At 40.9% G+C, this 12,880-nt stretch carries 10 protein-coding genes; 2 read left to right on the forward strand and 8 right to left on the reverse strand.

All coding sequences use genetic code 11. The annotated features are described in order from the left end of the window. The first annotated feature begins 140 nt into the window (after window positions 1-140). Window positions 141-1,211, forward strand: a complete 1,071-nt coding sequence (locus tag AB8618_RS08055) for a DUF3083 family protein (RefSeq protein ID WP_413402135.1) — start codon at window positions 141-143, stop codon at window positions 1,209-1,211. A gap of 88 nt (window positions 1,212-1,299) precedes the next feature. Here the strand turns inward: AB8618_RS08055 and sucD are convergent, their stop codons facing one another. From sucD to sdhC, 8 genes are all read right to left on the reverse strand, one after another. Beyond that, window positions 1,300-2,172, reverse strand: coding sequence for a succinate--CoA ligase subunit alpha (gene sucD / locus AB8618_RS08060; RefSeq protein WP_008464054.1), 873 nt, complete (start codon window positions 2,170-2,172; stop codon window positions 1,300-1,302). Next, complete coding sequence (sucC, locus tag AB8618_RS08065; RefSeq protein ID WP_008464053.1) at window positions 2,172-3,338, reverse strand: ADP-forming succinate--CoA ligase subunit beta; 1,167 nt, start codon at window positions 3,336-3,338, stop codon at window positions 2,172-2,174. Before sucC ends, sucD begins: the two co-directional genes overlap by 1 nt. Window positions 3,339-3,513: 175 nt before the next feature. Further along, window positions 3,514-5,037 (reverse strand): 2-oxoglutarate dehydrogenase complex dihydrolipoyllysine-residue succinyltransferase, encoded by a 1,524-nt coding sequence (gene odhB / locus AB8618_RS08070; protein WP_413402139.1) that lies wholly within the window; start codon window positions 5,035-5,037, stop codon window positions 3,514-3,516. A gap of 3 nt (window positions 5,038-5,040) precedes the next feature. Continuing rightward, window positions 5,041-7,860, reverse strand: coding sequence for a 2-oxoglutarate dehydrogenase E1 component (gene sucA, locus AB8618_RS08075; protein WP_413402141.1), 2,820 nt, complete (start codon window positions 7,858-7,860; stop codon window positions 5,041-5,043). Between the two features lie 86 nt (window positions 7,861-7,946). Beyond that, window positions 7,947-8,663 (reverse strand): succinate dehydrogenase iron-sulfur subunit, encoded by a 717-nt coding sequence (locus AB8618_RS08080; protein WP_010390121.1) that lies wholly within the window; start codon window positions 8,661-8,663, stop codon window positions 7,947-7,949. Between the two features lie 10 nt (window positions 8,664-8,673). Beyond that, entirely contained in the window at window positions 8,674-10,446 is a 1,773-nt protein-coding gene (gene sdhA, locus AB8618_RS08085; protein ID WP_413402143.1) for a succinate dehydrogenase flavoprotein subunit, read from the reverse strand. Next, on the reverse strand, window positions 10,447-10,794 hold the full coding sequence (gene sdhD, locus AB8618_RS08090; RefSeq protein WP_413402145.1) for a succinate dehydrogenase, hydrophobic membrane anchor protein: 348 nt from the start codon (window positions 10,792-10,794) through the stop codon (window positions 10,447-10,449). After that, a complete protein-coding gene (gene sdhC / locus AB8618_RS08095) occupies window positions 10,785-11,162 on the reverse strand; it encodes a succinate dehydrogenase, cytochrome b556 subunit (RefSeq protein ID WP_010390126.1) in 378 nt (125 codons plus the stop codon). The genes sdhD and sdhC overlap by 10 nt, the downstream gene beginning before the upstream one ends. A 405-nt stretch (window positions 11,163-11,567) precedes the next feature. On the opposite strand from sdhC, the gene AB8618_RS08100 reads away from it, so the two are divergent. Next, window positions 11,568-12,854, forward strand: a complete 1,287-nt coding sequence (locus AB8618_RS08100; protein ID WP_138606097.1) for a citrate synthase — start codon at window positions 11,568-11,570, stop codon at window positions 12,852-12,854. Window positions 12,855-12,880 lie beyond the last annotated feature (26 nt).

Below are 12,880 nucleotides of genomic sequence, written 5' to 3' on the forward strand. Positions count from 1 at the left end.
ATAGATACGGGTTTATGCTGGTAATTAACAAAGTTTGTTTAATAAGGGATAGTTTATGAACAAAATTTGTTTTAGCGCAATATTTAAGTCATCAAAGCATTCTATAGTATAAAAATAAACCCAACTTACAGGAACGAAAGATGGCTTCATTAAATCAACACCGTGTTTATATCCCAAGCAATGCTAGAGCAAACCATTATTTATTAGCTGAAATCACGCCAAACGATGAGTTTTATAAGAGCTTTAGTAATATAAATTCGTGTTATCAGCGTATTGCTCGCCAACTATTTGCCGCTTGTGATGAATATGAACTTCACAATGTGCATTTACTCGCCAATGATAAACTGCCGGTCGTGCGATTTCATGATGAGTCTTATCAACTTGAAACCGATAAGCAAATGTTGTTTTTCTATAACCCTCGTTACCATGAAGCACATAAACTTCATTACACCGAAGATCAGCAAAGCAAAAAGATTCGCTTACTGTTTTTAGCCACTGGGGATGATATTCGCGCTCACTCTGCACAATTTCATAATAATGTACAAAAAGTATTGGATCTTTTACAACAGCAATTATTTGTAGACCAACCAAGCTTTAAATTGCGTGATCATCAGCATTTAACCTATGACTTATTCGCTAAAGAAAAAGGTAATAAAGAAAGTTACGGTTATAAATTAAGAAGTTTATATCCTCGTTATCAATCAAGACAATGCGAGATACCAAGCACACACGCAGAGATGACCTATGTCACTTTTTCGGTACCGGTAACACGTAATATTAAAACGCAGTTTCAGAGCGAGGTTAACAGCCAAACTTATCAACCGTTCTACTCACACTTTTCAAAACTATTTACCCAATTATGTGAAGACAATAAACTCACCCATGCTGCAATGGTTGCCAATGGCGCAATGCCAATAATTCGCAACAGCCAAGTTGATAGAAATGAAGGAAATGAAGAGCTACAAAAAATTAGTTTTGATATAGAAGATTCAGCACCACAAATAAAAGTATTTTTTGAAGCCGATAAATTAGTCGAAACACTGCATTTTGTCATTGTGGCAGCTGAGCATAATAAACATGAAATTGGCTATGGTCGCTTTATGAACCAAGTAGAAAAAACGATTCATGGATTATGCGATGAGTTAGCAATTAATAAGCAACGCCAAGACTTATCAGTACGCTTTTTTCAGCATATAAGTTACCCATATTAATTAAGCTGAACTGTTGTTAATTAGTTACCTGAACTCTAGATAACAAAAAGGCTCGCAATTGCGAGCCTTTTTAAAGAATAAACGCTAATTACCAGCCTGTTTTTTCTTTAAGTGCTTTACCGATTTCAGCAAGTGAACGTACAGTTTTTACGCCCGCAGCTTCTAATGCAGCAAATTTCTCATCAGCAGTACCTTTACCACCAGCGATGATTGCGCCAGCGTGACCCATACGCTTACCTTCTGGTGCAGTAACACCAGCAATGTAAGAAACAACAGGTTTAGTAACGTTAGCTTTGATGTACTCTGCAGCTTCTTCTTCTGCAGTACCACCAATTTCACCAATCATTACGATTGCTTCAGTTTGTGGATCTTTTTCGAACAATTCTAGAACGTCGATAAAGTTAGTACCTGGAATTGGATCACCACCAATACCAACACAAGAAGACTGACCAAAACCAGCATCTGTAGTTTGCTTAACTGCTTCGTACGTTAACGTACCAGAGCGAGAAACAATACCTACTTTACCAGGCTTGTGGATGTGACCAGGCATGATACCAATCTTAGTCTCACCAGGAGTGATAACACCTGGACAGTTTGGACCAATCATACGAGTACCTGTTTGATCTAGTTTAACTTTAACGTCAACCATATCAAGTGTAGGAATACCTTCAGTGATACAAACAATCAGCTCGATACCTGCATCGATAGCTTCTAAGATTGCATCTTTACAGAAAGGTGCTGGTACGTAAATCACAGATGCAGTTGCACCTGTTGCTTCTACTGCGTCACGTACTGTGTTAAATACTGGAAGACCAAGGTGCGTTTGACCGCCTTTACCTGGGCTTACACCACCAACCATTTGTGTACCGTACTCAAGCGCTTGCTCTGAGTGGAAAGTACCTTGACCACCAGTGAAACCTTGACAGATAACTTTTGTATCTTTATTGATTAATACAGACATTATTTGCCCTCCGCAGCAGCAACAACTTTTTCAGCCGCGTCTGTTAATGATTCAGCAGCGATGATGTTAAGATCAGACTTAGCAAGTACTTCACGGCCTAATTCAGCATTAGTACCTTCTAAACGTACAACTACTGGAACTGTTACACCTACTTCTTTAACTGCGCCAATGATGCCTTCAGCAATCATGTCACAACGAACGATTCCGCCGAAGATGTTAACTAAAACAGCTTTAACGTTGTCATCTGAAAGGATGATTTTGAATGCTTCAGAAACACGTTCTTTAGTCGCGCCGCCACCAACATCTAGGAAGTTAGCTGGCTTGCCACCGTGTAGGTTTACGATGTCCATAGTACCCATTGCTAGGCCTGCACCGTTAACCATACAACCTACGTTACCATCTAGGGCTACGTAGTTAAGCTCGAAGCTTGCTGCGTGAGCTTCACGTGCATCTTCTTGAGATGGATCGTGCATTTCACGGATTTTAGGTTGACGGTAAAGTGCATTACCATCGATACCAATTTTACCATCTAGACAGTGAAGGTTACCTTCATCTGTGATTACTAGTGGGTTGATTTCAAGTAATGCGAAATCGAAATCGTTAAACATGTTGCCAAGACCCATAAAGATCTTAACGAACTGTTTCATTTGTGTTGGGTTAAGACCCAATTTAAAACCAAGCTCACGAGCTTGGTAAGCTTGAGGACCTACTAAAGGATCAATCTCAGCTTTGTGGATAAGTTCTGGTGTTTCTTCAGCAACAGTTTCAATTTCAACGCCGCCTTCAGTAGACGCCATGAACACAACTTTACGAGAAGCACGGTCAACAACAGCACCTAGGTACAGTTCGTTTGCGATATCTGTACAGCTTTCTACTAAAATTTTAGCAACTGGCTGGCCTTTCTCGTCTGTTTGGTAAGTAACTAGGTTTTTACCTAACCAGTTAGCTGCAAACGCTTTAACTTCGTCGATAGTTTTAACTAGCTTTACACCGCCAGCTTTACCACGTCCACCTGCGTGAACCTGAGTTTTAACAACCCACATATCGCCGCCAATTTTTTCAGCAGCTGCTGCAGCTTCTTCAGGTGTATCGCAAGCGAAACCTTGAGAAACTGGTAAACCATATTCGGCAAAAAGTTGTTTTGCCTGATACTCATGCAAATTCATGATGCTTTATCCAATTTTTTATATTAAAAGAGCTGAATATTTATGCAAATAAACAACTATCCCAAATTGCGTGCCTAGTATAGATCTCATGGCGCTACATGAAAACCCCAGTATGACCTTAGGCGCAAAAAAAAGCTGTGATTTTAACTCACAGCTTATATTTCATACTACTTAATTAAACATCTAGCAGTAAACGTGTTGGATCTTCAAGTAACTCTTTAATTGTTACTAAGAAACCAACTGATTCTTTACCATCGATTTGGCGATGATCGTAAGATAACGCTAAATACATCATAGGTAAGATTTCAACTTTACCATTAACAGCCATTGGACGATCTTGGATTTTGTGCATACCTAAGATTGAAGACTGCGGTAAGTTAATGATTGGTGTTGATAGTAATGAGCCGAATACACCACCGTTAGTAATAGTGAAATTACCGCCAGTCATATCGTCAAGTGTTAGCTTGCCATCACGACCTTTAAGAGCTAGCTCACGAATACCTTTTTCGATTTCTGCAACTGATAATTTGTCACAATCTTTAAGTACTGGCGTTACCAAGCCACGTGGCGTAGAAACAGCAATACTGATGTCGAAATAGTTGTGATAAACAATATCATCGCCATCAATTGATGCGTTTACATCTGGGAAACGCTTTAACGCTTCAGTTACCGCTTTCACATAGAAAGACATGAAACCTAAACGAATACCGTGACGCTTTTCAAATACTTCTTGGTACTGCTTACGAAGATCCATTATTGGCTTCATATTAACTTCGTTAAACGTGGTTAACATTGCAGTTGAGTTTTTCGCTTCAAGAAGGCGATTAGCAATCGTTTTACGTAAACGTGTCATAGGCACACGTTTTTGAGTACGGTCACCCATTGGTGCTGCTGGTGCAGCTTCTGGTTTTGCTTTTGCTGATGGAGCAGGTGCTTTCAAGAATTGGTCAACATCTTCTTTGGTCACACGGCCATTTTTACCTGAACCTTTGATTTTTGATGCATCAAGGCCTTTTTCAGCAATTAAACGACGAACTGACGGCGTTAACACATCAGAACTATCACTTGAGCTTTCTTCTTTGGCTGCTGGTGCATCCGCTTTAGCATCAGATTTAGCTGGTGCAGCACCTGCTTTTACCTTACCAATTACTTGCTCACCAAGAACAGTATCGCCTTCGTCATGGATTATTTCGCCCATAACGCCGTCTTCTTGGGCAACAACTTCAAGTACAACTTTATCTGTTTCGATATCTACCAAGTTTTGGTCGCGTGTTACCGCGTCACCTGGTTGAACATGCCAAGTAGCAATTGTTGCATCTGCAACTGATTCTGGAAGTACAGGTACTTTAATATCCACTTCTTTACCTTCTGATGCTGGTGCTGATTGCGCCGCAGGCGCGTCTTCTGATTTATCTGATGCTGAGTCATCTTCTTTTGACTCTTTAGTTGCCGGTGCTTCATCTGCATCGCCAATTAAACCGATCACTTGGTCGCCAAGTACCGTAGCACCCTCTTCTTGTGAAATTTCAGTGATTACACCATCGTTTTGTGCAACCACTTCTAAAACCACTTTGTCTGTTTCAATATCTACTAAGTTTTGGTCACGGCTTACTTTGTCGCCAACACTTACATGCCATGTAGCAACGGAAGCATCTGCAACCGACTCAGGAAGAACAGGAACTTTAATTTCTGTGCTCATTGCTTATCCTTTCTTTTCTATAGTAAGCGCGTCGGCAACGAGCGCTTGTTGTTCTTTAGTATGTACTGACATATAACCACATGCAGGTGATGCTGAAGCTTTACGACCAGCATATTTTAATTTTGCATCTTGTGGAATTGCATCAATAAAGTGATGTTGAGAACAATACCAAGCGCCTTGGTTTTGTGGCTCTTCCTGACACCATACAAAATCTTTAACATGCTGATAACGTTCAATAATCGTCTTCATTTCGTCATGTGGGAACGGGTATAGCTGTTCAACACGAACAATAGCAATGTTGTCTTGCTCAAGTTTACGACGTTCTTGCAATAATTCGTAGTAAACTTTACCGCTACAAAATACAACACGTTCTACTTTCTTCGCATCAATATCATCAATTTCATCGATCATATTGTGGAATACACCCTCAGAAAGCTCTTCAAGTGATGATGTAGCTAATGGGTGACGTAGCAATGATTTTGGTGTCATAACAATCAGTGGGCGACGAAGAGGTCTTACCGATTGACGACGAAGCATTGCATAAACTTGTGCCGGTGTTGATGGTACACACACTTGCATATTGTGATCAGCACACAGCTGTAAAAAGCGCTCAAGACGTGCAGAGCTATGCTCAGGACCTTGGCCTTCATAACCATGTGGTAGCAAACATGTCAGGCCACATAAACGACCCCACTTTTGCTCACCTGAACTTAAGAATTGGTCAAAAACAACTTGTGCACCATTGGCGAAATCACCAAATTGCGCTTCCCATAAAACAAGTGAAGTCGGCTCTGCTGTTGCATATCCATATTCAAACGCTAATACCGCTTCTTCAGATAGCACCGAATCAAATACTTCAAACGTACCTTGTTCTTCACTAATGTTTTGCAGTGGTAAGTATGTTGCACCGTCTTGTTGACCGTGAACAACGGCATGGCGATGGAAGAAGGTACCACGACCAGAGTCTTGACCTGTTAGGCGAATATCAGTGCCTTCAGCTGCAATAGTTGCATACGCTAAAGTCTCTGCCATACCCCAATCAAGTGCTTTTTCACCGGCTGCCATAGCTTTACGATCATCGTATATTTTCTTAACACGAGATTGCGCTTTGTGATCTTCAGGGTAGCTTGCGACAATGTTACCAAGCTCTTTAAGTTTCTCTACAGAAACGCTCGCGTCGTAGTCAACATTCCAATCATGACCTACATATTTAGCCCAATCAGAAGAGTGTGATGTTTCTGGTTGAATTTCTTCAACTACACAGTTGCCATCATCTAAGCCATTACGATAATCATCAGCAAGTGCTTTCACTTCGTTTTCTGTGAAAGAACCTTCTGAGATTAATTGATCTGCATAAATTAAGCGCGGAACTGGGTGTTTTTTAATTTTTTGATACATAACAGGCTGCGTAGCATTTGGCTCATCAGCTTCGTTATGACCATGGCGACGATAACAAACGAGGTCAATCACAACGTCACGCTTAAACTGGTTTCTGAAATCAAGCGCTAATTGCGTAACAAACGCAACCGCTTCAGGATCATCAGAGTTTACGTGGAAGATTGGTGATTGAACCATTTTTGCAATATCAGTACAGTAATCAGTAGAGCGTACATCGTCTTGCTTGCTTGTTGTAAAACCAACTTGGTTATTAACAACAATACGAATGCTACCACCACAACTAAACGCATTAGTTTGTGATAAGTTAAACGTTTCTTGTACAACACCCTGACCTGCGATTGCAGAGTCGCCGTGAATAGTAATAGGAAGTGCTTTGCTGCCCGTTTTGTCGTTTAGACGATCAAGACGTGCGCGCACAGACCCCATAACCACAGGATTTACGATTTCTAAGTGCGATGGGTTAAACGCAAGTGCCATATGCACATTACCACCTTTGGTCGCGAAATCTGAAGAGTAACCCATATGGTATTTAACATCACCTGAGCTTAAAGTATCTTTGTGTTTACCAGCAAATTCATCAAATAATTCTGATGGATTTTTACCAAGCACATTCACAAGTACGTTCAAGCGTCCGCGGTGAGCCATGCCGATTACGGCTTCTTTTTGGCCACTTTCACCCGCGCGGTGTATAAGCTCTTTAAGCATAGGCACTAACGCATCGCCACCTTCTAGTGAGAAACGCTTAGCACCCGGGAACTTAGCCCCTAAATATTTTTCAAGACCATCAGCCGCTGTCAATCCTTTAAGGATACGAAGCTTTTCATTTTTATCGAATTTTGGCCTAGACTGAACAGACTCTAAACGCTGTTGTAACCAACGTTTTTCTTCTGTTGATGTGATGTGCATATACTCTGCGCCAATAGAACCACAATATGTAGTTTTTAGTGCTTGGTATAACTCACCTAAAGGCATAGTATCGCGGCCTACGGCAAACGATCCTACGTTAAATTCGCGGTCAAAGTCAGCATTTGATAAGTCGTGGTACTCTAGCTCTAAATCTCGTACACGTTCGCGTTGCCAAATACCTAGTGGATCTAGGTTTGCATTTTGGTGTCCACGAAAACGGAAAGCATTAATAAGTTGCAGAACTTTAACCTGTTTAAGGTCGCCGCCACTGCCCTCTGCTACCACTACTTCTCTATGCTTGTTTTTAGCAAGCGCCGCAAATTGTGAACGAACTTCTGAATGTTTTATTTCAACATCCACACCATCTACTTTTGGTAATTGTTCGAACACTTCTCGCCATTCTTCTGGCACCGAAGTCGCATCGTCTAAATACGCTTCATAAAGCTCTTCAACATAAGCAACGTTACCGCCGTTTAAATGTGAAGATTCTAGCCATGCCTTCATCACACCTTCGTGCATTTATAAGCCCTTTTTTTAGCGCAGAAATTAATAGTTATATAACAAGATGGCTAATAAAATATTAGCCATCTTTCGTCTACTTGAAATTAAACCGAGCGGTTTAATAACATAGATTTTATTTGCCCAATTGCTTTAGTCGGGTTTAAACCCTTAGGACAAACGCTAACACAGTTCATGATACTGTGGCAACGGAACACACTGAATGCATCGTCTAAGTCAGCTAAACGCTCTTCTGTTGCAGTGTCTCGGCTATCAGCTAAGAAACGGTAAGCATGAAGAAGGCCTGCTGGACCTATAAACTTATCTGGATTCCACCAGAAAGAAGGACACGATGTAGAACAACATGCACATAAAATACACTCATAAAGCCCATCTAATTTATCACGTTCTTCGATAGATTGAAGGCGTTCGCCTGCAGCAGGCTCGTCATTTATTAGATACGGTTTTACTTTTTCGTATTGAGTGTAGAACTGACTCATGTCAATAACAAGGTCACGAACAACAGGAAGTCCCGGTAATGGACGTACTACGATTTTACCTTTGCCATTTTTTTGTAGCGTAGATAAAGGAGTAATACATGCTAAGCCGTTCTTACCATTCATGTTTACACCGTCTGAACCACACACGCCTTCACGGCATGAACGACGGAATGATAATGTAGGATCTTGCTCTTTTAATAATAAAAGTGCATCCAATACCATCATGTCTTGGCCTTCCTCAGTTTGCAAAGTGTATTCTTGCATACGAGGTGCGTTGTCAACATCCGGATTGTAACGATAAACTGAAAATTGTACTTGTGCCATCGTCTCGCTCCTAGTAGGTACGTGCTTTAGGTGGGAATGCTTCACGTAGCTTAGGCTCGTAGTTTACTTTACGCTTGCTCATTTCATCCGTTACCGGATTAAATACTGAGTGACATAACCAGTTTTCGTCATCACGATCTGGGAAGTCAAAGCGAGAGTGTGCTCCACGGCTTTCAGTACGGAAGTTTGCAGCTACTGCAGTTGAGTAAGCTGTTTCCATTAAGTTGTCTAATTCTAAACATTCAATACGCATGGTGTTGAAGTCTGATGATTTATCATCAAGACGTGCATGCTGTAAGCGTTCACGAATTTCTTTGAGCTCAGTAAGACCAGTTGCCATTGAGTCACCTTCACGGAATACCGAGAAGTTAAGCTGCATACACTGTTGTAGGTCTTTCTTGATTTGTACTGGGTCTTCGCCTTGACCAACTGTTGAGCTTTCCCAACGGTTAAAGCGAGCTAATGACGTTTCTAAATCAGACTCAGAGGCCGCTTTAGAAATTTCAACGTCATTTAGGTATTTACCTAAGAAATTACCAGCAGCACGGCCAAATACAACTAAATCAAGTAATGAGTTACCACCTAAGCGGTTAGCACCGTGAACAGATACACATGCAATCTCACCAACAGCAAATAAACCCTGTACTACTTTTTCGTTACCAGCGGCATCGATATTAAGTACTTGACCATTTACGTTAGTTGGCACACCACCCATCATGTAGTGACATGTTGGGATAACTGGAATTGGCTCTTTTGCAGGATCAACGTGAGCAAATGTTTTAGCAAGGTCGCATACACCTGGAAGACGTAAGTTAAGCGTTTCTTCGCCTAAGTGATCAAGTTTCAACTTAAGGTGAGGACCCCAAGGACCATCACAACCACGACCTTCACGAATCTCTGTCATCATTGAACGAGCAACAACGTCACGAGATGCTAAATCTTTAGCATTTGGTGCATAGCGCTCCATGAAGCGTTCGCCATCTTTATTTAAAAGATAACCACCTTCACCACGACAACCTTCAGTTACTAGCGTACCAGCACCTGCAATACCTGTCGGGTGGAATTGCCACATTTCCATGTCTTGCATAGAAATACCAGCACGAGTCGCCATACCAACACCGTCACCAGTGTTAATGTGAGCATTAGTTGTTGATGCAAAAATACGACCTGCACCACCAGTAGCTAACACAACTGCTTTTGATTTGAAGAAAGTGATTTCACCTGTTTCAATTTCAATCGCTGTACAACCTACTACATCGCCATTATCGTTTTTAACTAAATCAAGTGCATACCATTCAGAAAATACATTTGTTTTGTTTTTAACGTTTTGTTGATATAGAAGATGTAATAATGCGTGACCAGTACGGTCAGCAGCTGCTGCGGTACGTGCAGCTTGTTCACCACCAAAGTTTTTCGATTGACCACCGAAAGGACGTTGGTAAACACGGCCATTTTCAAAACGAGAAAATGGTAGACCCATATTTTCTAGTTCAGTAATAGCTTCTGGGCCTGTATTACACATGTATTCGATAGCGTCTTGGTCACCGATAAAATCGGAGCCTTTGACAGTATCATACATATGCCATTCCCAGTTATCTTCATGCGAATTACCTAGCGCTACTGTAATACCACCTTGGGCAGATACAGTGTGTGAGCGTGTCGGAAAAACTTTAGAGATTAATGCACATGTTTTGCCAGATTCAGTAATAGCAAGAGCAGCGCGCATACCTGCACCACCGGCACCAATTACTACGGCGTCAAATTCACGAACAGAATATTTCACTTAAACACCCCATAAAACGATTAAACCTACAGCTACGTAAGCGACAGCCATTAGGTTTAGTACAAAGCCTAAGAAAGCACGCAATTTAGCGTCCTTTACATAGTCGGTTAGAACCTGCCAAAGGCCGATACGGGTATGAACCATAATGCAAACTAGGGTGATTAATGTCGCCCCTTTCATTGCTAGGTTTGAGAATAGGCCTGTCCAGGCGTCATATGTGACTTCTGGCATAGCTAGAAAGTAGCCAATAATAAAAATTGCATATGCACTGATTATTAATGCCGTTGTGCGTAGAGATACATAATCTTGTACGCCATCACGTTTAAGAGTTGCTTGATTTAAGACCATATCCACACCCCTGCCAATACAGCAAACACAACGCCAAGTGCCATAGCAATTTTAGCGCTAGTGTTGCCTGATTCAAGTTCTTCCCAATGCCCCATGTCCATAATAATATGACGGATACCACCAATAAGGTGATAACCTAGAACAGAAAGGGTGCCCCAAGCTATAAATTTGGCAATGAATCCGTTAAACAGACCCTTGACGAATTCAAAACCTTCAGCTGAAGAAAGAGACTCTGACCAAGCCCAAATGACAAACGTTAAAGCAAAAAATAATGCAACACCGGTGACGCGGTGAAAAATTGAAGCTTTAGCCGTTGCCGGCATAGATATAGTTGTTAGATCTAGATTTACAGGTCTTTGCTTTTTCACAGTTACTTGCCCATCTTGCCCGCAGTGGGGCTCATCTACTTGTTTTTCTAAAACCCACCAAATGTTTCTGGTGGAACTATCAAAATAAACGTATTAATACTAATAAAGTTCACTTTTTATGAAAAATATTATGTAAAAAAAGTTTACCCAAATACAAATCGGTTAAAAACCTCCGATAGTATATATAGCCAGAGGCTCTTTTACAATTCTTGTTTACTTTGAGACGTTTGCGAATTAGCCAATGGTATAATATTCAATCTATACCGAATATTTATTATACATATATGCATAATACTTATAAAAATTGACTTTAACCCCCTCTTTCACGTTAAAATGTAAAGATGTGCTTAGAATAGATTTTAGAATATAAAAATCAGAATAGTTATCTTAATAGGAGATACATAGATGGCAGATAAGAAAGCCACAGTCCATATTGATGGGCTAGATCCAATCGAACTTCCAATTTATCAAGGTACTGCTGGCCAAGATGTAATTGATGTACGTACACTCGGCTCACATGGTCACTTTACTTATGATCCAGGTTTCATGTCGACTGGTTCTTGTGAATCTACCATCACTTACATCGATGGTGGTAAAGGTGTTTTACTACACCGTGGTTACCCAATCGAGCAGTTAGCAGAAAGCTCTAACTACATTGAGTTATGTTACTTACTATTAAATGGTGAGTTACCAACTAAAGAGCAGTACGATGATTTTGCTACAAAAATCACTCGTAGCACCATGCTAGATGAGAAAATAGCAAACTTCTTCCAAGGTTTCCGCTTTGATGCTCACCCAATGGCAATGCTTTGTGGTGTGGTTGGTGCTTTATCTTCTTTTTACCATGAAGATCTTGATATCACAGACGCAGTTCAACGTAAAACAAGCGCTATTAAATTAGTTGCTAAGTTACCAACAATTGCAGCAATGGCATACAAAACAAACATCGGTCAACCGTTTGTATACCCACGCAATGATTTAAGCTATGCAGAAAACTTCTTACACATGATGTTCTCTGTGCCTGCTGAAGAATACAAAGTAAACCCAGTAACAGCTAAAGCAATGGATAAAATCTTCATGCTTCATGCTGACCACGAACAAAATGCTTCAACGTCAACAGTACGTTTAGCAGGTTCTTCTGGTGCTAACCCTTATGCATGTATTGCTGCGGGTATTGCATCACTTTGGGGCCCTGCTCACGGCGGTGCTAACGAAGCATGTTTAAACATGTTAGAAGAAATTGGCTCAGTTGATCGCATTGACGAATACGTAGCAAAAGCAAAAGATAAAGCGGACCCGTTCCGTCTTATGGGCTTTGGACACCGTGTTTACAAAAACTTCGATCCACGTGCAACAGTAATGCGTCAAACGTGTCATGAAGTGTTAGAAGAGCTAAACATTCAAGATCCATTGCTTGATATCGCAATGAAGCTTGAGCAAATTGCACTTGAAGACCCGTACTTTGTTGAGAAGAAACTTTACCCTAACGTAGATTTTTACTCAGGTATTATCTTAAAAGCGATTGGTATTCCTACAAGTATGTTCACTGTAATTTTTGCAATGGCACGTACTGTAGGTTGGATCTCACACTGGGATGAGATGCTTTCTCAACCTGGCCACAAGATCAGCCGCCCACGTCAGCTTTACACAGGTGAAACAGCCCGTGATTACAAAGCAACTGACAAGCGCTAAGCTGTAAAGTTAGTTTTAAAAGGCCG

Origin of the sequence: Pseudoalteromonas sp. RW-H-Ap-1 (genome assembly GCF_048318575.1) — a bacterium.
GTDB lineage: Bacteria > Pseudomonadota > Gammaproteobacteria > Enterobacterales > Alteromonadaceae > Pseudoalteromonas.

Bases quoted from the DNA above. Each gene is read 5' to 3' on its own strand.
- sucC (WP_008464053.1), bottom strand. From the start codon at position 3,338: ATGAATTTGCATGAGTATCAGGCAAAACAACTTTTTGCCGAATATGGT.
- sucA (WP_413402141.1), bottom strand. From the start codon at position 7,860: ATGCACGAAGGTGTGATGAAGGCATGGCTAGAATCTTCACATTTAAAC.
- sdhD (WP_413402145.1), bottom strand. From the start codon at position 10,794: ATGGTCTTAAATCAAGCAACTCTTAAACGTGATGGCGTACAAGATTAT.
- odhB (WP_413402139.1), bottom strand. From the start codon at position 5,037: ATGAGCACAGAAATTAAAGTTCCTGTTCTTCCTGAGTCGGTTGCAGAT.
- AB8618_RS08080 (WP_010390121.1), bottom strand. From the start codon at position 8,663: ATGGCACAAGTACAATTTTCAGTTTATCGTTACAATCCGGATGTTGAC.
- sucD (WP_008464054.1), bottom strand. From the start codon at position 2,172: ATGTCTGTATTAATCAATAAAGATACAAAAGTTATCTGTCAAGGTTTC.
- AB8618_RS08055 (WP_413402135.1), top strand. From the start codon at position 141: ATGGCTTCATTAAATCAACACCGTGTTTATATCCCAAGCAATGCTAGA.
- AB8618_RS08100 (WP_138606097.1), top strand. From the start codon at position 11,568: ATGGCAGATAAGAAAGCCACAGTCCATATTGATGGGCTAGATCCAATC.